The 22,630-nt window shown below is 52.5% G+C and carries 20 protein-coding genes; 7 read left to right on the forward strand and 13 right to left on the reverse strand.

Translation table 11 applies throughout. The annotated features are described in order from the left end of the window. Nucleotide 1: 1 nt before the first annotated feature. Nucleotides 2–955 (reverse strand): aliphatic sulfonate ABC transporter substrate-binding protein, encoded by a 954-nt coding sequence (locus tag AB3U87_RS05580; RefSeq protein ID WP_253454179.1) that lies wholly within the window; start codon nt 953–955, stop codon nt 2–4. 237 nt (nt 956–1,192) lie between these two features. On the opposite strand from AB3U87_RS05580, the gene AB3U87_RS05585 reads away from it, so the two are divergent. Beyond that, nucleotides 1,193–1,588, forward strand: a complete 396-nt coding sequence (locus AB3U87_RS05585; protein WP_394148669.1) for an Exc2 family lipoprotein — start codon at nt 1,193–1,195, stop codon at nt 1,586–1,588. A gap of 76 nt (nt 1,589–1,664) precedes the next feature. On the opposite strand, the gene AB3U87_RS05590 is transcribed toward AB3U87_RS05585, so the two are convergent. From AB3U87_RS05590 to AB3U87_RS05600, 3 genes are all read right to left on the reverse strand, one after another. Beyond that, the gene (locus tag AB3U87_RS05590; RefSeq protein WP_253454175.1) at nt 1,665–3,485 is read right to left on the reverse strand and encodes a glycoside hydrolase family 15 protein; all 1,821 of its coding nucleotides are present in this window, start codon (nt 3,483–3,485) and stop codon (nt 1,665–1,667) included. Nucleotides 3,486–3,695: 210 nt separating this feature from the next. After that, nucleotides 3,696–3,923, reverse strand: coding sequence for a helix-turn-helix domain-containing protein (locus AB3U87_RS05595; RefSeq protein WP_253454173.1), 228 nt, complete (start codon nt 3,921–3,923; stop codon nt 3,696–3,698). A gap of 219 nt (nt 3,924–4,142) precedes the next feature. Beyond that, nucleotides 4,143–4,370, reverse strand: coding sequence for a hypothetical protein (locus AB3U87_RS05600; protein WP_301729728.1), 228 nt, complete (start codon nt 4,368–4,370; stop codon nt 4,143–4,145). Here AB3U87_RS05600 and AB3U87_RS05605 point away from each other — a divergent pair. Next, nucleotides 4,303–5,271 carry an apurinic/apyrimidinic endonuclease family protein gene (locus AB3U87_RS05605; RefSeq protein ID WP_253454171.1) on the forward strand — a complete coding sequence of 323 codons (969 nt, stop codon included), beginning with the start codon at nt 4,303–4,305 and terminating at the stop codon, nt 5,269–5,271. The genes AB3U87_RS05600 and AB3U87_RS05605 overlap by 68 nt on opposite strands. A gap of 49 nt (nt 5,272–5,320) precedes the next feature. Here the strand turns inward: AB3U87_RS05605 and AB3U87_RS05610 are convergent, their stop codons facing one another. Continuing rightward, on the reverse strand, nt 5,321–6,106 hold the full coding sequence (locus AB3U87_RS05610) for an OBAP family protein (protein WP_301250824.1): 786 nt from the start codon (nt 6,104–6,106) through the stop codon (nt 5,321–5,323). Nucleotides 6,107–6,355: 249 nt separating this feature from the next. On the opposite strand from AB3U87_RS05610, the gene AB3U87_RS05615 reads away from it, so the two are divergent. Further along, the gene (locus tag AB3U87_RS05615; protein ID WP_394148670.1) at nt 6,356–6,748 is read left to right on the forward strand and encodes a cupin domain-containing protein; all 393 of its coding nucleotides are present in this window, start codon (nt 6,356–6,358) and stop codon (nt 6,746–6,748) included. Between the two features lie 86 nt (nt 6,749–6,834). Further along, complete coding sequence (locus AB3U87_RS05620; RefSeq protein ID WP_301250823.1) at nt 6,835–7,857, forward strand: LLM class flavin-dependent oxidoreductase; 1,023 nt, start codon at nt 6,835–6,837, stop codon at nt 7,855–7,857. A gap of 1,276 nt (nt 7,858–9,133) precedes the next feature. Here the strand turns inward: AB3U87_RS05620 and AB3U87_RS05625 are convergent. Next, nucleotides 9,134–9,268, reverse strand: a complete 135-nt coding sequence (locus AB3U87_RS05625; RefSeq protein WP_301250822.1) for a hypothetical protein — start codon at nt 9,266–9,268, stop codon at nt 9,134–9,136. A gap of 566 nt (nt 9,269–9,834) precedes the next feature. Here AB3U87_RS05625 and AB3U87_RS05630 point away from each other — a divergent pair. Both AB3U87_RS05630 and AB3U87_RS05635 read left to right on the forward strand, forming a co-directional pair. Then, entirely contained in the window at nt 9,835–10,773 is a 939-nt protein-coding gene (locus AB3U87_RS05630) for an ABC transporter substrate-binding protein (protein WP_253454164.1), read from the forward strand. A 318-nt stretch (nt 10,774–11,091) separates the two neighbouring features. Beyond that, nucleotides 11,092–11,451 carry a DUF6404 family protein gene (locus AB3U87_RS05635; protein ID WP_301250821.1) on the forward strand — a complete coding sequence of 120 codons (360 nt, stop codon included), beginning with the start codon at nt 11,092–11,094 and terminating at the stop codon, nt 11,449–11,451. A 677-nt stretch (nt 11,452–12,128) separates the two neighbouring features. Here AB3U87_RS05635 and AB3U87_RS05640 read toward each other — a convergent pair. The 7 genes from AB3U87_RS05640 to AB3U87_RS05670 form a co-directional block, all read right to left on the reverse strand. Continuing rightward, nucleotides 12,129–13,361 (reverse strand): MFS transporter, encoded by a 1,233-nt coding sequence (locus tag AB3U87_RS05640; RefSeq protein ID WP_253454161.1) that lies wholly within the window; start codon nt 13,359–13,361, stop codon nt 12,129–12,131. 90 nt (nt 13,362–13,451) lie between these two features. Next, nucleotides 13,452–15,809 carry a GNAT family N-acetyltransferase gene (locus AB3U87_RS05645; protein ID WP_394148671.1) on the reverse strand — a complete coding sequence of 786 codons (2,358 nt, stop codon included), beginning with the start codon at nt 15,807–15,809 and terminating at the stop codon, nt 13,452–13,454. 1 nt (nt 15,810) lies between these two features. Then, complete coding sequence (locus tag AB3U87_RS05650) at nt 15,811–17,103, reverse strand: lysine N(6)-hydroxylase/L-ornithine N(5)-oxygenase family protein (protein ID WP_394148672.1); 1,293 nt, start codon at nt 17,101–17,103, stop codon at nt 15,811–15,813. A gap of 10 nt (nt 17,104–17,113) precedes the next feature. Beyond that, a complete protein-coding gene (locus tag AB3U87_RS05655) occupies nt 17,114–18,664 on the reverse strand; it encodes a pyridoxal phosphate-dependent decarboxylase family protein (RefSeq protein ID WP_253454155.1) in 1,551 nt (516 codons plus the stop codon). 538 nt (nt 18,665–19,202) lie between these two features. Next, nucleotides 19,203–19,379 carry a DUF2256 domain-containing protein gene (locus tag AB3U87_RS05660; RefSeq protein WP_253454153.1) on the reverse strand — a complete coding sequence of 59 codons (177 nt, stop codon included), beginning with the start codon at nt 19,377–19,379 and terminating at the stop codon, nt 19,203–19,205. Nucleotides 19,380–19,400: 21 nt separating this feature from the next. After that, the gene (locus AB3U87_RS05665; RefSeq protein ID WP_301250818.1) at nt 19,401–21,182 is read right to left on the reverse strand and encodes an EAL domain-containing protein; all 1,782 of its coding nucleotides are present in this window, start codon (nt 21,180–21,182) and stop codon (nt 19,401–19,403) included. A gap of 169 nt (nt 21,183–21,351) precedes the next feature. Continuing rightward, nucleotides 21,352–21,519: a hypothetical protein gene (locus tag AB3U87_RS05670; protein WP_301250817.1), complete on the reverse strand. Its 168-nt coding sequence runs from the start codon at nt 21,517–21,519 to the stop codon at nt 21,352–21,354. A gap of 334 nt (nt 21,520–21,853) precedes the next feature. Here AB3U87_RS05670 and AB3U87_RS05675 point away from each other — a divergent pair, with 334 nt between their 5' ends. Then, complete coding sequence (locus AB3U87_RS05675) at nt 21,854–22,594, forward strand: HPP family protein (protein WP_253454148.1); 741 nt, start codon at nt 21,854–21,856, stop codon at nt 22,592–22,594. Nucleotides 22,595–22,630: the final 36 nt, after the last annotated feature.

Here is a 22,630-nt window from a genome sequence, read left to right on the forward strand (position 1 = left end):
CCTACTGTGGTTTCTTATCCAGCGTCCAGGTGGCGCTGCTGACTTCCACCTTCACCGGCAGCAGGCCAATCTGCGTGAATTTATCGGCCAGCGCCTGCTGCTGACTGAACACTTCCGGCGTCATCCTTTGCGCGCCAAAAGGCATTCTGGCGAGGGCTTTTTGCCAGATCGGCTGCGGCAGGCCGGTTGAGGACGAGAGGATCTTCGCCGTTTCTTCGGGATGGCCGTTAGCCCAGTCGCTGAGCTTGCCCAATTCGCCCAGCACTTTTTCCGCCGTTTGCGGGTGTGCTTCCGCAAATTTACGGCTGGCCAGATAGAAGGTGTAATGCGGCACCAGTCCTTCCGCGTTTTGCACTATTCTGGCGCTGGCGTTAGTCTCTACTTCCGCCAGGTAAGGATCCCAGATAACCCAGGCGTCCACTGCGCCACGCTGGAAGGCGGCGCGGGCATCGGCAGGCGGCAGGTAAACCGGCTTGATATCCTTATAGCTCAGCCCGGCTTTTTCCAGCGCGGTAATCAGCAGATAGTTAACGTCCGAGCCCTTGTTCAGCGCCACGCGTTTGCCTTTCAGATCGGCGACATTTTTAATGGAAGAAGCCTGCGGCACCACGATGGCTTCGGTTTTAGGGTTAGCGAGCGAGTGGCCCAGATAGACCAGTTCGGCCTGTGCGGCCTGAGCAAAGGCGGGCGGCGCGTCGCCCGTTGCGGCCAGATCGATGCTGCCGACGTTCAGTCCTTCCAGCATTTGCGGCCCGGCCGGAAATTCCACCCAGCGTACCTGAATGCCCTGTTTTTTAAATTCGTCGTCCAGCGTGCCGCGATATTTCAGCAGCGCGAAAATATTCGCTTTCTGATAGCCGATATTGACCGTTTCCGGCTGGCTTGCCGCCAGCGCCTGCTGTGAAGTGGCCGCCAGAACCAGCGCGGCAAGGCTGCTAACAAGATAATTTTTCATGGTTTTCCCCGTAAAAGTCATCAGCGCACCATAGCAAATTGGTTACGCAGCGCTTAGCGAGTAAATCTGCTGTCCTTAGCATGAAAAAACATATTGGCATTGAAGGCGGCTGGGGTAAAAAAATGGAAACAGGTCACAGCTTTCGATCGTGATGGCTTGCATGCCAGACAAGGTTGTGCAAAATTTACCCGGCAATATCCAGGGAAATAGCAATCAGTTAAAACAGGGATGAAAAAGATGAAAAGATTAGTCAGCGCGCTGGCGCTGCTGCTTTGTGCCTGCGCGCCTCAGGGCAGCGTAGAATGTCATACCACCCATGCCGTCCATCAAATTGCGGACGCCAATTTCGATCCTAATACGCGTATGCTGCTGGCCGACTCCATCCGCGTGATGCGGCCCGGCTTTCAGGCTGTTTATCAGGCAGGCGTAAAGGACAGGGCTGCCGGCTTAAGTAAAGCGCAAATGGAAGAAAAAGCCGCCTGTCTGCTTAAGCCTGAAAACCTGCCGGATGAGGCCGTTACCCATACTTTTCTGGGTCAGACGTACCTGGCCGATCGGCCAGAAAAAGAGCGTAAGATCCTGGCCGATGCGCTGGCAGCAACCTATCGGGATGGCTATGAAGGGAGGCCTTAGCGCTGCGTCAATCAGGTAAGCCAGCGCATGGCGGCAAGGATGGCCACGGGCGAGCCATCCTTGCCTTAACCTTTTTTTATTCGCCTTTGGCTTCGGTTAATGCCTGGGCCGCGCAGACCAGCGCCAGATGGCTCAGCCCCTGCGGCAGGTTGCCGCGCCAGCTGGCGGTTCTGACGTCAAACATCTCGTTAAAGATTTCTACGTTGCCTCTGTCGCACAGGCTTTCCAGAATTTCATGCATGGAAGCCTCCGCGCGTTTTGTATCCCCCATTGAAGCGCAGGCTTCCACCAGCCAGAAAGAGCAGGCCACAAAGGTGCTTTCTTCCTGCTCCACGCCGCTGTAGCGATACAGCATGGCGCTGTTGTGGCCCAGCTCACGGCGGATGGCGTCATAAGTTTTCAGCATGCGTTCGGGATTGACGCTGTTGCCATAATGGTGCATCAGCGCCAGCGAGGCGTCCAGCCTGTCTTCGCAGCCGACATAGAACAGATAGGCCTGGCGGCTCTCCGACCAGCAGTGCTCTTCGATCCAGTCGCGAATACGATCGCGCTCGCGCTCCCAGCGGCCGACCCAGGTAGGTTCGATATGTTTGCCTTCGGCCATCGCGACGGCCTGATCCAGCGCCAGCCAGCAGGCCATTTTGGAGTGGGTGTAGTGCTGTTCGTCGGGCAGCTCCCAGATCCCCGAATCCTTTTGCCGCCAGCTGTCGGCACAGCAGTTGGCCAGTTCGCCAAGCATTCGTGAGGTAGCAATATCCAGCACGTGGCCCGCCTGGATAAACAGCCGGGCGGTAGAGAGCATATCGCCATACATGCTGAGCTGTACCTGATCGCGGGCATTATTACCCACGCGCACGGGTTGTGAATCTTCATAGCCCCTGAGCGGCAGGTAACGCTCTTCCGGCACCAGACTACCGTCCAGGGTATAGCAGGCGCGCAGCTTAACGCCGTGGCGAATAATGGTGTGCGTCAGCCAGGAGAAAGCGGCCTTACAATCTTCCAGCGCCCCCAGGTAGACGAAGGATTTAATGATCAGGCAGGCGTCGCGCACCCAGGCGTAGCGATAGTCGTAGTTCTTCTCGCCGCCAAAGCCTTCGGGTAAGGATGACGTCGCCGCAGCCGCCAGCGCGCCAGTTGGCGAGTACCAGAGAAATTTTAGCGACAGCGCGGAACGCTTAACGTGCGGTGAGAACAGCCCCTGATAAGAAAGGTGGTTGACCCAGTCGCGCCAGGCGGTATGACTGGTTTCAATCCTGTCGTCGATCGCCGCGAGATCCGGCACGGCTAACGGCTCTTTTTCACTCGCCAGCAGCGCTATCAGCGAATGCGAACCGGGAGAGGTGACCAGGCGTCCTTCGACCGCTTCATCGCACAACCAGCTAATCGTTACGTCTTCGCTGGTGCGCAGCATGGTCATCAGATCGCCGATATGAAAAACCGCGCCGTGATGGGTATCCGCTACCCACGGCGAGCGGCTTTCCGCCATCGTGCCCAGCTTAAGGCGCAGGTTCAGCACGACTTCGCCTTCAACGCCTTCCACACGTCGCGCCAGCTCGCTCCACGGCAGACGGCCCGCCAGCGAGCTGTTCAGCGATTCGGTAAGGCGAACCGAGCCGCTTTCTGTGCTGTATAGCGTTTCAAGGACGTTGCTCTCCTCGCGATAGCGCCGCTCGACGCGGTAGCTGCCTTCAGGCTCCAGCTGGAAAAAACCGCCGATACCGGGATCGAGGATGCGATCGAACAGCGGCGGCGAGTCCAGATTGGGCGCGCACCACCAGTCGATGGCGCCATCGGGCGCGATCAGCGCCACGGAGCGCCCCTCGCCGATAGCCGCATAGTCGCCGAGACCGGCAAAACCCTCTTTACGCACGGGAGAGCGGTAGGTTTTATTTTTCACTCGACGTCCCTTGTTCAGAATATATAGACGGCCTGAGCCATAAAACGATGATGGCTCACCGAATGACATCAGGCTCTGGATTGAAAAGTATAGATAAGTTTTCAGCTTGCGCAGGCAAAGCGCCCGGCATGACGGCGCCCGGGCGGCAACATTGGGGAAAATAGCGTAATAAGCGCGGCCGCAAATAGCATGGCGCAGGCGTGTTGGTTATTAAAGCGTCACTGGCGGGCGAGAAACCAGCATTTCAATCGGCACATCGAGCGCCAGAGCCAGGTTATTCAGGGTAAGCAAACTGATATTACGCTTGCCGTTTTCAATATCGCTAAGATAAGTACGATCGATGCCGCTACGCTCGCTCAGGGCAATCTGACTTAGCTGCTTGCGTTTGCGGAACAGACGTACCCGTTCGCCGACGCTAATTAACAGACCGTCATGCAAAGTGTTTTCTCCGGCAAATTCAGGCTGGGATCCATCCTGAATCTATATAACAACATTCTGATTTAACAGCATTAAATTTCATTTAAGACTATTCCTGGTGTTCGCCATCTGCCTGGCCGGGCCGCTACTATTGCCTGTTCTCAGCCGTGATATTTTTTAATGCTGCTTGCCATTGCGGTCGAGATCCGGCTGAAAGTCGGTTTCAGAATGCCGTAACAGTTAATCAGACGGCAGGTTGGGCAGCGACTTGCTTATTAATGCTCCTTCTGGCGTTTCTGCTTTCCCAATATTGTTGAAAAACCGCGCGGCTGGCAGCCTGCCGCCCCACAATTCTTCCTGAGTTGTTACACTCAGTTCTGGTGTCTCAACAGGAGTAATCATGAAACTGGGCTTTGCTTGTAAATATTTTAATGCTGAGGCAAAACAGCCTTTTCCATTAAGAGCCACCACGCGCACCCGATTTTTGAGCCTGGATAAAGCAGCGCGGCTGGCGCTAATCAGCGAAATATCGCAGCATAATCTCAGCAATCTTTACCTGACGCTGGAAGCGCTGGCGAAAGAGCCGGAAGCGCTACGTATGATGCGGCTGGGAAGCGATCTGCTGCCTCTGTTTACGGTGCCGGAAGCGAACGAGCTGTATCAGGACTATTTACCGGAACTGCATTCGGCGCTGGCGAAATGCGGCGATTTCGCCCGGGCCCATCATATCCGCCTCTCTTTTCATCCGGGACAATATTCCGTGCTGGCGTCAGATAATCCACTGGTGGTGGAACGCGCCATTGAAGACGTGGAATATCACACGCTGTGCGCGAAGCTGATGGGCTATGGCAAAACCTTCCAGGATTTTAAAATCAATATCCATATGAACGGCAAGGGCGGTTTTGAGGGATTTCAAACCGCGTTTCACCGCCTCAGCCCGGAAGCGAAAAACATGCTGACGGTGGAAAACGATGAGATTTCCTGTTCGCTGGATGACGTGCTTCAGGCGAAAGAGCTCTGTCCCATCGTGCTGGATATTCATCACCATTGGGTAAAAGAGAACGAATTTATCCAGCCCGACGATCCGCGTATCGCGCAGATTAAAGCCTCCTGGCGCGGCGTCAGGCCGGTGCTGCACTATTCGATTTCGCAGGAAGGTATCATTCCGCCACACGGCTGGCCAAATCAGGAAGAGTTAGGCGTGGCAAGAACTAAGCTGCGGGCGCACTCCGACTATTATTTTAACGATACGCTGAACGACTGGGCTTTATCGTTCAAAGAGTTCGATATCATGTGCGAAGTAAAAATGAAGAACCTGGCGAGGGATCGGCTGTTTAACTACGCAGGGCAGGACAAAGAACAGGATTAGCGAGCGCGGAACATGCGCGATGGCGCACATGTTCCGTTTCCCGCCTTGCCTAGAGCTTGCCGCTGCGGGTCTGCTCTGAGGTGGTAAAATGGGTTTCGCCATGAGCAATATCGCCGCCGCCCTTGACGCTTTTCAGCTGGACGGTATCGCCATGTTCCCAGGCGTTGGCGCCTGCCGCTGCCGGATGCGCAATGATATCTTTGCGTGACTCTCTGATTTTCTTCGTGTCCACGTCGAATCTTTTGTCGCGATCGATCAGCAAACGCGGATCCATCTGGCCGTCGGCGGTAAAGCCCATCATCAGCGCCGGAATGCCCAACGGCAGCGTTTTATCACGATCGGTATGCCAGGTATGCCAGGTTTTGCCGTAGGTGTTAACGATACGCGACATCAGCGCTTTTTCCGCCAGCGGCGGCAGGCCAGGCGCGATCAGCGTGCCGGATTTCACCTCATACTGATGGCTGTGCCAATACTTTTTCTCTTCCGGCGGCAGCGTTTTAAACAGTCTTTCGCTGATAATATATTCCACGCCCATCAGCTTGGCGTCGCGCGTGTTGCCGTCGTAAATTACCGCCTGCATCACGTCGTCGTTGAGAATGGTGACGTAATGGTGCGCCTCCATCTGTCCATTGTGGTCGCCGTTATAGAAATGAAAGCCGTCCAGATAAGCGTTAATAGCGTCAATGGGCGGGCGGGACTGCATCGCTGCCGCGCCGGTATCCAGCAGCTTTTTTTCCGTCGAGGTCGGGGCGCCAGGGCTGGTAACTTGCGAGGGCGAATTGTGCGCGCCGCAGCCGCACAGCAGTAGGGCGATCAGAGGCAGGGTTCCTTTCATTTTGTCTCCGTAACTTGAAAGTGTCTGAAATTGTTTAATGCTGATACAAAATGTCAGTAAAAGCCTGGCAGGTAACGGTCATTTCGCAACGTCGTTGTTCCGGCAATGTTTCTTCACCAGCTTGAGGCCCGGCGTCCTTTACCCGCCACTTTTCTGCCTGAAATCAGCGCGCGGCATCTCCTTTGTGACACGGCGGCCGATCTTCTACTAAGTTAAACAGGAGGACGCTATTTTATAAAGGAGGCCACCTTGACTGACCAAAAGAATGATTCAGCAACGATCCAGACGACCGAACTGCTTCAAACCAGCGAAGCCTGGAACGGTACGCCCTATACCGCTTATCCCGCCGGTAAACCCCAGCTTACGGTAATGAAGATGACTATTCCGCCGCATACGTCGCTGCCCTGGCATTCGCATCCGATGCCAAATATGGCTTATTTGCTCTCTGGCCAGCTGACCATTGAAGATAAAGAGAGCGGCAGAACGCATCAGGTAAAGGCTGGCGAAGCGCTGAATGAGGCAACGGGCGATATTCATCGCGGCTATACCACCGACGAAGCCGCTGAGCTGGTGATCTTCTACGCGGGCGCAGAGGGACAGACGCTGTCGGAGCCGTTGCCCGGCGAGCCTGCGGAGTTTTAACCGGTTGACGGCAGACAAGCCCAGGCTTCAGCGTTAGTATGACGGTTTCAACGCGCCAGATGCGCGCCGCTAAAGGTCATTATGCTATGAAAAAAATTGGGTTTCTCTCTTTCGGTCACTGGACGCCCTCTGCACAGTCGGCCACCCGATCGGCAGCAGATGCGCTGCTGCAATCTATCGATCTGGCGGTAGCCGCAGAAGAGCTGGGCGCCGACGGCGCCTATTTTCGCGTGCACCACTTTGCCCGCCAGCTTAGCGCGCCGTTTCCGCTGCTGGCGGCCGTTGCGGCCCGTACCAATAAAATTGAAATTGGTACCGGCGTTATTGATATGCGCTACGAGAACCCGCTTTATATGGCGGAAGACGCCGGCGTGGCCGATTTAATCAGCGGCGGGCGTTTGCAGTTGGGCCTCAGCCGCGGCTCACCGGAACAGGTCATTGAAGGCTGGCGCTACTTTGGCTATGGCCCGCAGGAGGGCGAAAGCGATGCTGATATGGGGCGGCGCCATACCGAGGCGCTGCTGGAAGTGTTGAAGGGCGAAGGGTTTGCAAAACCTAATCCGCAGCCGATGTTTCCTAATCCGCCGGGACTGCTGCGGCCTGAACCTTTTTCCTCCGGGCTGCGTGAACGGATCTGGTGGGGGTCGGGTTCGGACGCCACGGCGGTTTGGGCCGCGAAGCTGGGGATGAACCTGCAAAGCTCGACGCTAAAAGATGACGAAACCGGCGAGCCTTTCCATATTCAGCAGGCAAAACAGATCCGTGCCTATCGCGCCGCCTGGCGGGAAGCGGGTCATCAGCGCGAGCCGCGCGTTTCGGTCAGCCGCAGTATTTTTGCGTTGGTCAGCGAACAGGATCGTGCCTGGTTTGGCAGCAGCGGGCAGGGTGGCGATCAGATTGGCTACCTGGATGAAAAAACGCGTGCCATCTTCGGGCGCAGCTATGCCGCCGAACCGGAGAAGCTGATTGCCCAGCTGGCGAAGGATGAAGCGATTGCCGAGGCGGATACGTTGCTGCTGACCATCCCTAATCAGCTTGGCGTGGCATATTGCACGCACGTGCTGGAAGCAATCCTTAAATATGTTGCCCCGGAGCTGGGTTGGCGGTAGCACTGAGCCAGGGCAACCTGGCCGGTTAAAGGCAGCGCTGTTAGCGACGGAAAAGTAATCCTTTTAAGCGCAGAAAAGGTGCTGGCTGTGGCGACGGTCAGCACCTCCATTTAAACGTATTTCAGCTATGCCAATGGCTGTATCACAAAAATTTTTCGCTTAAACCTGGCAGGGAAGGTAATAGTTAAAGCCAGATATCCAAAGAATAATAAATAGCCGGTGGCACATGAGCCGGGCAAAATAAAATCAACCCAATGCCGAACTTTCTCAGTAAACGATGGGCCATAACGTTTTCCCTTTTGTCTCGCCTGTATGGCACTTCTCTACCTTATTACGCGCAATACAACCTTGTTGCTAAGTGCTGTGCCGCATCCTTTTCGCTCTCATCCTTGCAAAGGCACGCTTTTTTCCATCGAAAACTGGCAATCCCGTCGTACGGCTTTTAGCCGCTACAGAGCGTGCCTTTCTGCTTTGCCGGTTCATCTTATGGTTTGTAAGCTGGCTGAGTTACCTAAAATAGTTACAACATACATTTATTTTCAATATCAATAACCCCAAATAGACACCGAGCAGCTGGCGCTTAGCAGAGGCTTAATGCGCTTCTTTTGCTTACCCATAAGCCTTCCTGGCAGACAAGCCTGAAGGATCCTTAAGGACAGGGCAGGGGAGAGAACGCGCGCGACAGCGAGATGTTAACCATGTTTAGGTAGGTGATCGGAGGGGATGCCATCCAGCAAAAGAGGCTGTCTGACAGGGGATCGTAAATCATCGGAAAAATCATTTAGCGTCATTCACGGGAAATAATTTCTATAAGAAAGAGAGCGGCTACCGTAAAAGAAAACTATCTTAGCGGAGTATTTTAATTATGAGAAAAATTTTCGTAGTGAAAAACATATCACCTCATGCATAAACCATGCTGATTGATAAAGCGGTGGAATTTAAAGACGCTGCAATGAAGATCGCCACGTAGGTGGTAAATAAGAAACAGCGTTGCATTTGATTAAAATCAAAAGAATTTTCCTGCTGAGCTTATTTTATCTGGGTTTGTAAGAGACTTTTCAAATTTTATTTTCATTAGCCTTTCTCAGTAAAATAAAATATTAACACCTTTTATTTAAAGATAATTCTTGCTGTAACATAGTCCGTAAAAAAACGGAATGATCATTTATTGGTAAGTAATGGTAGTTTTACAGCCTGCGGCCGGTTGGCTAATAAAACAAAGGGGGCCATTTTTAGCCGTATGCTGCGTTTTTATCAGGCTGAGCCAGGGACAACTTCAAGACGAACTACTGGATGGCCGCTGGCTACAGCGTTTTTTATTGCTGTAGATAAATCGCCCGAGTGTCAGGCACAGCGCCTGCATGGCCGCTTTCTCTTTCTCCCTGAACTTTTGCTGCCTGGCGATGCTCATTTTTTACGCCTGAGGCGGCGTTTCGCAAAAATTATCAACAGAATTAGGGCGTTTCACCGCAACGGTAGCGCTTTTCAGAGCGATTTATACTTTTTTATGCACAGGTAATCCCCATTTTCTGTGGATAACAGTGGCCAGCAAGCGTATGGTGTGGTCGAAAATTCGACCAGTTGATAAGTATGGCATTGTTTATGGTATCTTTTTGAATTTAATGGCTAAATACGCTTAAAGCCTTCTTGAGAAAGCTTTACTACTCCAAAACACCCCGTATATGGATAAAATAGCTATGGCTGACTTTTTACGATTTGTGCATACGCCCAGGATAAGCCTGGGGAGCGGCACCTTATCGTAGGTAAATTTTGATAAAAGTTATTATTCAGTAATGTAATGGAAGTATTGTTATAAGTTTCGGTCGGATTTATCAGGCAAAAAACAATAAGATGCTTTCATCTGAATCTGGCAGTGAGAATAAGATTTTTTGCGCGGCGTATCGGTACTCTGCGGGATTAATCTTATTTTGGCTTAGGTAAATACTTAGAACGATTTCTGACAGGGAAAAAGATGAGATGAAAAATTTAATAGTATTGCTGGCATTGGCCGTAAGCGGGTCGGTTTATGCTGATGGCGTGACTACATTAAGAATTGCCGATCAGAAAGGCAATATGCGCGCGCAGCTTGAGGCCTCCGGCTTGCTTAAAAACCTGCCTTTCCATATTGAATGGGCGGAATTCCCGGCCGCCGCGCCGCTGGCGGAAGCGCTTAATGCCGGCGCGGTAGATGCAGGTATTATCGGCGACGCGCCGCTGTTATTTTCCATAGCGGCTGGCTCGCAGGTAAAGGCTATCGCCGTAGATAAATCTGACCCAATTGGAACAGCTATCGTGGTTAATAAGGATTCTACGCTGCACAGCGCGGCCGATCTTAAAGGAAAAAGTATCGGAACGGGGCGAGGCTCTATTGGCCATTTCGTGGCGTTGAAAGCGCTGGCACAGGCAGGGATTAAGGCAGAAGACGTGCGCTTTCGTTATCTTACGCCTGGCGACGCGAAAATCGCCCTGGCCAGCGGCGCGATAGATGCCTGGGCAACGTGGGATCCTTATACCGCGCTGGCGGAAACCTCCGGCATCGGCCGCGTACTGGTTAATGGCCAGGGATTGATCGCAGGTAACAGTTTTCTGGCTGCTACCGACAGCGCGCTCGGCAATGCGGAAAAACGCCAGGCATTACAGCAGTATGTGAATCTTCTGGCCCATGCTGAGCAGCTGGCCTACAACAATATTGACGGCTATTCGGCAACGCTGGCCCATATTATCGGTTTTCCTCAGCAGGCGGTAAAACTCTCATTCAGCCGCAGGAAAGCACACTGGCAGGCTATCGATCCCCAAACGGTGGCTCAGCAGCAGGCAACGGCCGATTTTTATCAGCAGCAGGGGCTGATCGCCAGGCCGCTACGGGTTGAGCCGACCTTTTATCGGGGCATAACCGTAGAGGCCGGTCAGCGTTAAGCTTGGCGATATTTTTCGGCCGGTGCTTACTTCTGCCGTGGCATGGTGCGGAGCAGTAAACAGCGTAATAATCATAGTGCCTGAACGGGCGCTTTAATGGTTTCACGCTTATACTGATAAATTCCTGTCATCCGCGGTAAATCATCCTCCCTGATGCACATTGTGTCGGCTGCCAGCCCGCTGAGTACGCGATATTCTCCGGCGTTATGCCTTTTGACATGGTTTAACTGTCTGTTTCAGTAAAACGATGCTAATAAGAAATCATTCCTTTCGGAAACTGTTACACTCAAATAACAACAAAAATTCCAGGGATTTATTATGAAAAGCTCCCCGATTTTCGATGGAAAAAAAAGGCGTGCCTTTGCAATGATGAGGGCGAAAGGGATGTGGCACAGCACTTACGCTCCGCCGTGCCATCGTCTTTTGTGGAACCTTGGCTTCAAGGTGGCGCCGCCGCCTTTATCGCCTTTCATGACTAATTTATTCAGCTTTACGATTGTCTATACGCCATTCTGGGGGATCGTGATGTGGTTTGTGTTCTGGAAAGCACAGTATGTGGATTTACTCTCTGCTTCCATAACCATACTGAGCGCAGGCCTGTTGTTTAGCCTTGTGATGTCCGTTTTTCAGCTGTGGCGAAAGAAAGCTAACCACCTGCCTGAATGGGAACAGATATAGCGGCGTGGGTGAGGGAAGCGTGATTGCGCCTTTCCGCCAAATCCAGGCGGCAGGGCGCATCGAGTTCCCCCAGCATTTTTGCCCGACTGAGCCTCATTTATTTTCCTCTGTCAGGCCGTACTCGCGAACGGCTCATCAAAAATCGCCTTCCTGAAAATCCTTTCCCAGCCGTCCTGTTCAAACGACACCGGCGGGGAAGCTTTGTTGCCCTGATTAAATTATTGGCGTTTCGATGGCGGATCTGTCCTGAACCGTACATTTTTCCGGCAATTCTGGTCTGGTTGCGCTACGTGAATTCTGTGGGACGTGCAGGGGTAATATGCTGCAGAATTTACATAGCGCGATCGTTTTTATCGATCCTGATGCTTATAAAATAGCCCGATCCCGATCGCCCTGGATCCCATTATTCTTCTTCAGGCGGATCACCTGCTTTTTCTGGATTCATATAATGCCCATTATATGAATTTAGTAAGAAAGGATCGCAGCTGTATGTGTTCAGAATGACGCCGTTAACGAATATCGCAACGCTTTGGCTACACGTGAAAAGCGATTTTATTTTATGCGGCGATGCCCAGGCGATCGGCACTTTGCTCTGGTCGATCCCGAACAAAGCGCCGATCGATTCGTCCTGGCAACCGGCGGGAAGGTTGAGAAAGCCGCGCCGTTGCCGGTATTTATTACGGGCGAACCACCGACTGTCGACGCTGATTTTCGCGGAGAAATGCCAGTACCAGCCCCAGCCACAGCAGGCCGCAGGTAAGGTTTACCAGACTGAATCCTCGGCTGCCGACGCTGAAGTAAGAGGCCTTTGCGGCTTCAATTCCCAGAGCAAAAACCAGGATAGTGACCATGCCAACCATTGCCGCCACGCTCCCTTTTCCGGCGCTGCTGGAAAACAGCGTCATGCGGTAAAGCCCGGCGCTGACCAGACCAGTCCCGAAACCGTAAATGCTTAGCCCGGCCGTCAGCCACAGGTAGCTGTGCTCGTTAAGGGTGGTGGCGACCGCCGCCATGGCTAACCCGCTGACGACAGGCCAGGCACCCAGGCGCAGCGGCTGCGCAATAGATACACGGCTGGCAAGTCGGCTTAGCGTGAAATTGCCGGCAATCATGGCCATAAAGACCGGCAGTTGCAGCAGCGCATACCCCATGCGGCTAAGCCCGCTATCATGAATAAGGATCACTGGTGATAAAGCCACCCACGAAAGACAAGGGATAGTCACTAACCCTATTGCCAGGGATCCGCTCATCACCTGACGATCTTGCAGAAGCGCAAAATAGCCTTTACCAATCGACTTCAGCGAGAGCGGTGTTCCTTTGTCGCCAGCGGTTTCAGGCATAGCCTGCCACAGTCCGACCAGCGCAATCGCCGACAGGCCGCCAAACAGCCAGAACATAGTGCGCCAGTCGCCCACCGAGAGAAAAGCAGCGCCTGCCAGCGGCCCGGCTAACGGCGCCAGTAAAGCGACGTTTGCCATCAATGCCATTATCTTCACGCTGAGTGATTCATTAAACGCTTCCTGTACGGCGGCGTAGCCGACCGAGCCGATAAAACACAGGCTAATTCCCTGCAGAAAGCGCAGTAACACAAATTGTTCAATGCTTTGTACCCAATGCGTAGCCACACAGGTGAGCATAAAAAAAGCCACGCCGGAGAGTAATACCGGACGGCGCCCAACCCGATCGGAAAGCGGCCCGAGCAGCCATTGCAGCATCAGGCCTCCGATAAGATAGGCAGTCAGTGAGGTGGAGACCCACTCAGGGCCGACGGCAAATTCTTGGGTGACCAGCAGCATGCCGGGCTGGATCATGTCGTGGGCTATATAGGTTGCAAACTCAAATAACACCAGCGACAGCGGGAAAATCAGGTGTCGGCGAGTCAACTGCGATAGGGGGTGATAAAGAGCCATCTGTATACTGTCCCGGAATAAAAAAAGGAAAACGCGGCCGCCAGAGCGGTCGCGTCAGTAAAGCTTTTGTTAAGGCAAACAATGGGGTCGTTAACGCCAGCGCGCTATCGGGTTGATCAGCGTTCCGGCAAATTTAAGATTTTCAGCCGGATCGGAGAGATTGATCATCTGTTGATTATTTGCCAACTGCAGACGATTCAGACAGGAGCGGGTAAACTCCGGCGCAAACATGTCGTAGCGAGAAAATTTCTCTGCGAATTGAGGATGTGCCTGTTGATAGTCTTTAACGCACTGTGCCACTGCCTGCCAGAATTCTTCCTCCGGCAAGGTGCCCGATTCATGCAGGATCGCACTGATAAAGCGGAAGATGCAGTCAAAAACATCCGTAAAGATCGATAACAGTTTGAGGTTTTCCGGCACGTCCACCGCCAGTCGCTGTACCTTGTCAGGGAGAACCGCATCGGGATCCATTACGGCAATTTCTTCGCCGATATCTTTCATACAGGCGCTAACCGGAACATTGTTTTCTAACAGCATAATCAGGTTTTCGCCGTGCGGCATAAATACCAAATCGTACTGATAAAAGCAGTGCAGAAGGGGGCTGAGATAGCAGGTCAGATAGCGTGATACCCACTCTTTAGCCGGTAAACCGGAATCGGCTATCAGTGCCGGCAGCAGGGCTTGCTGATGATGGTCTCTGTGCAGGAAAGACGCCATAGTCATCAGACGCTGGCCGGGCTTCAGGCTGGCGGCCGGGTTATCCCTCCACAGCGCGGCAAACATCTTTTTATAAGCGGAATCGCCCTTGATAGCCTGCTCGTAATAGCGGTTGTGATAACCCACTGCCGCCACTTCACGCAGGATGCGAAAATCGCAGCGTTGCAGCCATGCATCACCGACAACCAGCTTTTCCAGCCACTCGTTAATCGCTGGCGTGGTAGCCATATAGTAAGGCGACAGGCCGCGCATAAAACCCATATTAAGCACGGACAAAGCCGTTTTAACATAACGTTTGCCGGGCTGGCTGCGATTAAAGAAAGTGCGAATAGACTGCTGGGCCTGATAGCTATCGTCGCCGCTGCCCAGATAGACAATATCGTTATTCGCAATATCTGCCGCAAAAACGGTCAGCAACTTGTTTTGCCACTGCCATGGATGAACGGGCATGAAAATGTATTCATCAGCCGACAGCCCTTTTTTAATCAGTTGCTGGGTAAAGTGCTCCACGGTTTTTTCCCCCAGCTCATCGCGCATCAGCTGCTCGTAGCTCAGGTTGCTCAGGCTGGAGAAATGGGCATTGCGTTGGTGAACCGCTACCCAGATAAGCCTGACAGGCGTCGCGGCCTCTGGCGCAAAAGCAAGATAGTCACGGGCATCAAAGCCAATACGGCCATTGTTGGCAACAAAGCAGGGATGACCTTCGGTCATGGAGGCTTCAACAGTCTGGAAATCCGCTTTTACCAGCGCCTGACTGTCAGGCTGGTTTTTTTGTAGCTTGAAAACGCTGCTGCACAGCGTGCTGCTAATCTCTTCCATATATGTTGCCAGCAGCGCCTGTGGGATGCCAATCTGTTGGTTAAACTCAACGATAAATTGCAGCGCATCCAGCGGCAGAGCACGACCATTCTCCTGTTTGCTCAGCGACTCAACCTCAATTTCCCAATGATCCAGCGCAAGGCGCATCGCTCGAAAATGATAAGTTAACTCGCTTCCCGGTACGGACAACATATAGCGGCAATCACCCGTCTCAACAGGCGTTACGATTTTTTCGTGAGCAAATTCGGCAATAGCTTTGCGGATCAGCAAACGGTTAGCCCGGGTCCAGTTGTCGCCCGTCAGATGAGCGCCGTTCAGCAGTGAGGTCGTTTCAGTGGTCATATTCAGCTGTTCCTGCAGTAGAGCGTGTTGGTAATCTTCCCGCTGGCAAAAGGCCAGCCAGGCCGTTTTGTTTCCCATATCAATGGTTTGCTGATAACGAAAACCCGCACGCTTGTTTAGCACATGAATTTTGTCGTTACGTACGTCTGGCTCAACCACTACGCGGTTCACTTCCGGTCGGCTGAACATGTAATCCATCACCAGGGTGAAAACCTGCCAGCTGAAATCTCTGACCGGCTGGCTGGCAGGGGCGATCAAAATGTGCATGCCATAGTCGTCCGGCGCGGCAGGATAAAACTTACCGACCTCATCGTCGCTGGCGCGGTAGCATTCGATCAGGAACACAGGCCGATCGTCGCAACAGCCGATCAGCGCTGCGTGCGGATCGGAGGACGTTAAATCCTGGTAAAAAGCGGCAACCTGCTCAGGGCTATGTGTCTGCATCCCCCAGAAGCGCGCATATTCACGCGTAACCCAGCTGTGGATCAACGCAGCGTCTTCTGCGCGCATAGGCCGGAGGCTGAACGTGCCGGCCAGACGGTCGGCGCTAAAAATTGTAGGCGATGACATGTTATCGCTCCGTTTGTGCAGGAAAGGTCTGGAAGGCAATTTGCCGTTCGATCGGATAGACTTCTCGCCCGGTCAGCTCACGCAGCAAAACCGAGTTGCGATAGCAGGCCATACCCAGATCGGGCGTTACGAACCCATGGGTATGAAGCTCGGCGTTCTGCACAAAGATCTGGTTATGCTTATCGATACTGTAGTTGCGCTGAACATCATAACGACCCTTTTCATCCCAGCGCAGACGCTGAGTCACGCCTTCAAGAAACGCTGGCGGACGATACTGATAGCCGGTAGCCACAACCAACCCTTCGGTGCGCCGGGTAAATGTGCAATCCTGCTCCTGCTGATGCAGCGATAGTTCGAATTCTCCCTGCGGCAGCCAGCGCATATCCGTCAGCGCCGAGTGGGTAAACAGATTCACGTCCAGTTCGCCGTCAAGCTGCTTGATGTACAGCAGATCGTAAATGTCGTTGATAAGACTGCTGTTGATACCTTTATAGAGGTTCTTATGGCGGGTATTCAGTTCGTCGCGCTTGCCCGGCGGCAAATCATGGAAATAGTCCACCCATTCAGGCGAGGTCATCTCCAGCGTCAGTTTGGTATATTCCAGCGGATAAAAACGCGGCGCGCGGGTGATCCAGTTGAGCTGGTAACCAAAGCGATCGATTTCAGTGAGCAGATCGTAATAAATTTCTGCGGCGCTCTGTCCGCTGCCCAACACGGTTATCGAACGTTTTTTCTGCAGCTCTGCTTTGTTCAGCAGATATTCACTGGAATGCGTAAGGCGCTGGCGGTGCGGAATACTACATTCGGGTAACCAGGCGGTAGGGCCCGTGCCAAGGATCAGACGGCGCGCGAACCATTCATGCCGTGTGCCGCTGCGGGTATCGGTGGCGGAAATACGGTAGGCGCCCGTTTCTTCGTCGTAGCTGACATAATCAACATGCGTATTCCAGCGCAGATTGCTGAGTCGCGAACAGGCCCACTGGCAGTACTGATTATACTCTTTGCGCATCAGGAAGAAGTCTTCCCGAATATAGAATGAGTATATCTTTCCTTTTTCCTTCATGTAGTTAAGCAAACTGTAAGGGCTGGTAGGATCGGCCAGGGTCACCAGATCGGCCATAAAGGGCGTTTGCAAATGCGCGTTTTCCAGCATCATGCCGGTGTGCCAGTCAAATCCCGGATTCCGATCGAGGAAGAAGCCGTTCAGGCCTTCAACCGGTTCACTAAGACAGGCCAGCCCCAGGTTGAAAGGGCCAATACCAATACCGATAAAATCGTAAACAGTCTTATTCATTTTAACGCTCTCACTGGTTTGCCGGGGTCAATAGAGAAAGCCGCATCTGCTCCCGCCCGTAATACGCAATCAGGCTGACCACGTCTTCGAGGTCAGCAGGGGTGGTGGTGGGATTTAACAGGGTAAATTTCAGATACTGACGTCCTTCTACTTTGGTACCGGCAACGACGGCATTTCCGGAACGGAACAGCGCCTTACGAATCGCTACATTAATGTCATCAATTTGTGCCTCGCTCATCGCTGACTCGGGAACGTAGCGGAAAATCTGCGTGGTCAACTCGGGCGCATGGAGCACCTCGATAGCGGGATGTTGGTTCAGCAGCTGATGGGCGATTTGCGTCAGGTTGATAATGCTGTCGAAAGCTTCGCCCAGCATGCGCGGCCCCATGATGCGCAGCGTCAGCCACATCTTCAGGGCATCGAAACGACGCGTAGTCTGAATGCTTTTATTGACCAGGTTTGGCGTGCCTTCCTGCTGGGCGCTTAACGGATTAAGGTAGTCAGCATGGTGGGTAACGTGCTTCAGATGTTTGCGGTTACGCACGAAGAAAGCGCCGCAGCTGACGCTTTGAAAGAACGATTTGTGATAGTCGACGGTCACCGAGTCGGCCTGTTCAATACCGTTCAGGCGGTGGCGATGATTTTCTGATACCAGCAGGCCGCAGCCATAGGCAGCGTCAACATGCATCCATAAGCCGTGATGTTGGCAAAGGTCCGCTATCTGCTGAAGCGGATCGATACTGCCAAAATCGGTGGTGCCGCTGGTTGCAACAACGGCAATCGGGATTAATCCCTGTTCATGGCAGCGCAGGATCTCCTGTTCAAGCTGTTTCGCGTCCATGCGGTAATGTGCATCGTAATCAACGGGGATAACGGCGTCATAACCCAATCCAAGGATCGCCATCGACTTTTGAATGCTGAAATGGCTGAGTTTTGAAGTGAATACACGCCACTTAGCAGCATCTTCAGGCAGCCCCCGCTGTTTAATAAGGTGGCCGGGATGATGGGCTTCACACCAGCTGTCTCGTGCCAGAAGCATGGCCATCAAATTAGACTGGGTACCGCCGCTGGTAAAAATCCCATCCGATTCAGCAGGCAGGCCAATACGGTCCAGGGTCCAGTCAATAACTTTTTGCTCAATCAGCGTGCCGCCTGCGCTTTGATCCCAGGTATCTACCGAGCTGTTTACGGCGGCCATGATCTGCTCAGCCATAAGAGAAGGCATGACCAGCGGACAGTTGAGATGCGCCAGGTATTTAGGATGATGGAACCAGACAGCGTCACGGAGGTAGAGCTGGCTAAGCTCTGCCAGCGCCTCTTCGTTACTGCCCAGCGGGCGATCCAAATCGACCTCGCTGAACGCTGTGGCCAGCTCATGGGGAAGGATACCGCTAAATGGCTTCTCAACGGCCTCCAGTGTTCTGGACATTAGCGCCAGCACGTCCTGGGTTTGCTGATTCCAGGCAGGCAGCTGCTGGTTATTGAAAATGTAGTTTTCAGGGCTGCTAACATCACCGACAGCAGAAGAGGGGACTGATTGAGCGAATGAGCGTAAGACCATATTTAGTTCCTGTACTTTAAGACGCAAAGACTCTGCCTACGTTAACCAGGCAGGATTACCAGCTCGAAAATTCCAATAAAAATCAAGAGATGCAAAAAGGAGAAACACCTTAAAAAACAGGGAGTCATGCTTACTCGTTGTAAAGACAATATCCCGCGTGCAACCCATAGGTTAAATTACTGTTAACAGCTTTTGTTTGAATGCGATTATAAATAACAATCATTATCATTCAACATTTTTGGTGGTACAAATCACCCGTCTCACTATCTGATGCTAAAAGTGTGATGCAAATCACATTAAGCGGCGGTAAAAGACGGTTTTTCTTAGGAATAATCTGAAGGAGAAGGGCCGGAAGGACGGTGAGGGATAAGGCCGTTTTGAACAATTCGGGCATAAGTGCACAGAGCATGCGACAAACGCGGCCTGGTACTGTCGAAATACACCAGGCAAAACGGCGTGTTAAACGATCGGGCGAAAACGGAAAAAACCAGCGGGTGATACGAAGTCGGTCAGCGCGTTCGCAGCCGCTGAGCTGAGTTCAGGAATGTTCATCTTTGCGGGAGAGGGGGCGCTTCGCGTGTTGGCGGCAGCGTTCAGAACAATATTGCACCTCGTCCCAGCACTTCTCCCATTTTTTACGCCATGTCATTGGCTTATTACAATATTTGCAGAAACGCACCGGCAACGTTTTTTTATTGCCTTTAAATACTTTCATTTTTTCATCCGCTTTTACCGGTTAAGACGACTTGCCCAGATCGCGTAGCCGCCATTCCAGCCACTGATCCAGCTCTGCCTCTGGCAACGGCCTGGCATAAAAATAGTCCTGTTCCTGGTTACTGCCATATTCTGTTAACGCCGTATCCGCCTCCCCATTCTCCACCAGTACGGTGTAATCCAGCTCCTTCAGCATGGTTACAATACTGCGGGAAATGATCCGTGAAGAGGTATCCGAGGAAATATTTCGGATCAAAGATCGATCGATTTTTATTGCATCACGTGGCATACGTCGCAGATAGCTGATATTGCGGTAGCCTGTGACAAAATCATCCAGTGAAATACCAAACCCCCTGAGTTTTAACATTTCCATCCCACTCAGTGCCGCCGGGTTCTCAAGCATACGTTCGGTTTCGAGGCATTCAATGCCGAGCAGGGCATTAGGCAGTTTCTCTTTCAGCATTTTATTTTCCAGCATGGTAGCAAAGCCTTTATGCGAGAAGTCGCGTGCGCTGACATTAATGATTATCGGTAACTGAATATGGCTGTTTTTCAGTCTTGCCAGCCGGCTAATCACGCGATCTGTCATCCAGTTCGTCAGGACGGATAATAACTGACCCTGTTCAGCCTGTGGGACAAAAAAAGCAGGAGAGAGCTCGCCCCGAGTGGGGTGGCGCCAGCGGATAAGCGCCTCCAGCCCGACAGGCTTACCGCTGTGCAGACAAATTCTGGGCTGCCAGGCCAGCCATAGCCCCTGGCCTTCCCGCAGCGCAGAAGCCAGATCGCTGATCAGCGCAGGATCCTGCGTATGCCGTTCATTGACCACCTCAACAAAATGGAGCGATGACAAACCGCGTGCGATAGCTTCATGCAGCGCGCTGACTGCGCGGCGGAGTATCTCCTGGGCAGCGACCTCCCCTGGAATAAAGTCCGTCTCGCCCGTAAAAATTGTTAGCGCGATAGCAAGACCGTCGCCCAGATCGACGCTAATTCCCTCCAGCTTTTCGACGACCCGCTCAGCGCTGAGGTGGCTGCCCTGACGTGTCAACAGGGCAATACGGCCGGTGGCAACCGTATAAAGCCTGTCACCCGCTGCCAGCCTCAGACGGAGTGGCAGCAGCGTCGCCACATCTTTAAGCAGATTTTCTACCGGCCCCATGCCCATTGAGCGTGCAAGTTCGCAGGCGCGAGGCATATCAATACAGTCAATAATGATTAACCGACGCGACGTCTGATTCTCTGCTGCGGTCAGGTTTTGCAGATCCTGGATAAGGCGCTGACGATTAGGCAGAGCGGTAACGGGATCGGTAAAACTGGCGGAATTTAATGCTTCAAGGAAAGAGATCACCAGGGCAGCCAGCATTCTGAGCGTGGTAATTTGGCTGGCGCTAAAAGGATGGGGCTTCGTGTCGGTTACGCACAGCGTGCCGACCACAATCCCTTCGCTATTTTTTAGCGGCACGCCAGCGTAAAAGCGGATATACGGCGCCCCGATGACCAGAGAATGAGTGGCAAACCGAATATCGAGCAGGGTATCAGGCACCACAACCGGATTATCGCTGTCTACCACGTGACGACACAGCGACTCTTCGCGAGAAGAGTGTGACAGGGAAAAATTGTGGGAAGCGCGAACGTACTGAGTATCATCATCCAGTACGGAGATAAAGCTACCCGGAATGCCCAGCGTCTGGCTGGAAAGCTGAACAAATTTCCTGAGCACCTCATCCCTGCTTTCATCAGCGCTAAGGAGAGCCTGTAATGCACGGAGACGAGGGCCGTTATTGCTGTCACTGTTTATAATCATTGGGGCCTCAGCGCCAGCCTGACTCTGGTGCAAATTAAGCATTAAAATAAAGCGGGGAAAATATAACGACTTAGAAGTATATTGCCGCAAAAAAATAGATCTACTTTAAATCATAGCCCTGACAGGGGGGGTGTGTCACTTTTAATTTCTTTAATGAAAAAATCACGCCTTATCGATATAACAATTGAATCACAGGTGTCTTTTCCTTTTTTTCTCGGGCAATTGAAAAAAAAGAGATGCCGTTTGATTTAAAATCTGAGGCAGGCGCTTTTGCTCTGGGAAATGCCAGAATTACCGTGGTTTTAACATTACCGGCAATAAAATTCATTTTTAACACCGCGACTCCGGCTGGGTAATTTTTCTATTTTTTGTGGGTACATCCGGCAGGCCTTAGGGCACGCTAAGTCAGGCATAGCAGATGCGTACAATAACCAAGGAAAAAGGGAATTTTATCAATCAGGCTAATCAATAACCGGCCAGGCTGGGAGTATAAGGCCAAATTCTGATTACATCGTTATCGTTTTGGGACCAGTGTCGATCCCAGCGACGCCTACGCTGCGGCCAGCAAGGGCCCTGAACGCCAGAGGATTGGCAAAAGATCGGGCATTGTGTTTCGCCGTAAATTCAGAGACTATTCGCGCGCCGTTTTTATCAGATAAGATATCGCCTGCATGATAACTATTTCTCAAATAAAGCATTTTATAAAAAGATTCTGGCCGCGCCCGGTGGTAGTGGCACCCCGCCAGATAATCCTTTCCAGCCTGGGGGCTTTCACCGGTTTGCTGTTCGCCAGCCTGTTCAGCCACTGGACGCTGGGCGAAGTTAACGTCTGGTTTATTGCGCCAATGGGTGCCTCCGCCGTTCTGCTGTTTGCTGCATCTAACAGCCCGCTGGCTCAGCCATGGTCAGTAATAGGTGGTAATTTTGTATCAGCATTAACCGGCCTGACCGTCGCGCACTATATTGAACAGCCCGTGATTGGGGCTGCACTCGCTGCTGGCCTGTCCGTGGTGCTGATGTTTAAGCTGCGCTGTCTTCATCCCCCGGGCGGCGCAATAGCGTTGACTGCAGTGATGGGCAGCCACGCGGCAGGAATGAGTGGCTACCATTTCGCTTTTGTCCCGGTGCTGCTTAATTCAGTCTCGCTGACGTTTGTGGCCATCCTTTTCAATAATCTGATCGGTCGTCGTTACCCGCATACGCTTTCTGCCGCTGAAACCTTGCCAAAACCCGTACAGATGGATGTGGCCATTTCACGGCAGGATCTGCACGAAGCGTTAATGAAAGGGGAGTTCCTTGATATAGATGAAGAGGATCTACAGCAGGTGTTACAACAGGCCGAAAACATTGCGTTAGCTCGCCAGGCAGGAAAAATGGTGATCCACCAGGCTGCTTCAGAAAGAAAAAGCTAAGCATCGGCCATCCTCTTTGTTTGACAGGCTGAGCTG

The organism is Erwinia plantamica, assembly GCF_043420595.1.
Lineage (GTDB): Bacteria > Pseudomonadota > Gammaproteobacteria > Enterobacterales > Enterobacteriaceae > Erwinia > Erwinia aeris.

What these genes read in the sequence shown, in the direction of transcription:
- AB3U87_RS05580 (WP_253454179.1), bottom strand. Translation starts at nt 955, where the DNA reads ATGAAAAATTATCTTGTTAGCAGCCTTGCCGCGCTGGTTCTGGCGGCC.
- AB3U87_RS05585 (WP_394148669.1), top strand. Translation starts at nt 1,193, where the DNA reads ATGAAAAGATTAGTCAGCGCGCTGGCGCTGCTGCTTTGTGCCTGCGCG.
- AB3U87_RS05605 (WP_253454171.1), top strand. Translation starts at nt 4,303, where the DNA reads ATGAAACTGGGCTTTGCTTGTAAATATTTTAATGCTGAGGCAAAACAG.
- AB3U87_RS05610 (WP_301250824.1), bottom strand. Translation starts at nt 6,106, where the DNA reads ATGAAAGGAACCCTGCCTCTGATCGCCCTACTGCTGTGCGGCTGCGGC.
- AB3U87_RS05620 (WP_301250823.1), top strand. Translation starts at nt 6,835, where the DNA reads ATGAAAAAAATTGGGTTTCTCTCTTTCGGTCACTGGACGCCCTCTGCA.
- AB3U87_RS05625 (WP_301250822.1), bottom strand. Translation starts at nt 9,268, where the DNA reads ATGAGCATCGCCAGGCAGCAAAAGTTCAGGGAGAAAGAGAAAGCGGCC.
- AB3U87_RS05630 (WP_253454164.1), top strand. Translation starts at nt 9,835, where the DNA reads ATGAAAAATTTAATAGTATTGCTGGCATTGGCCGTAAGCGGGTCGGTT.
- AB3U87_RS05635 (WP_301250821.1), top strand. Translation starts at nt 11,092, where the DNA reads ATGAAAAGCTCCCCGATTTTCGATGGAAAAAAAAGGCGTGCCTTTGCA.
- AB3U87_RS05640 (WP_253454161.1), bottom strand. Translation starts at nt 13,361, where the DNA reads ATGGCTCTTTATCACCCCCTATCGCAGTTGACTCGCCGACACCTGATT.
- AB3U87_RS05645 (WP_394148671.1), bottom strand. Translation starts at nt 15,809, where the DNA reads ATGTCATCGCCTACAATTTTTAGCGCCGACCGTCTGGCCGGCACGTTC.
- AB3U87_RS05650 (WP_394148672.1), bottom strand. Translation starts at nt 17,103, where the DNA reads ATGAATAAGACTGTTTACGATTTTATCGGTATTGGTATTGGCCCTTTC.
- AB3U87_RS05655 (WP_253454155.1), bottom strand. Translation starts at nt 18,664, where the DNA reads ATGGTCTTACGCTCATTCGCTCAATCAGTCCCCTCTTCTGCTGTCGGT.
- AB3U87_RS05660 (WP_253454153.1), bottom strand. Translation starts at nt 19,379, where the DNA reads ATGAAAGTATTTAAAGGCAATAAAAAAACGTTGCCGGTGCGTTTCTGC.
- AB3U87_RS05665 (WP_301250818.1), bottom strand. Translation starts at nt 21,182, where the DNA reads ATGATTATAAACAGTGACAGCAATAACGGCCCTCGTCTCCGTGCATTA.
- AB3U87_RS05675 (WP_253454148.1), top strand. Translation starts at nt 21,854, where the DNA reads ATGATAACTATTTCTCAAATAAAGCATTTTATAAAAAGATTCTGGCCG.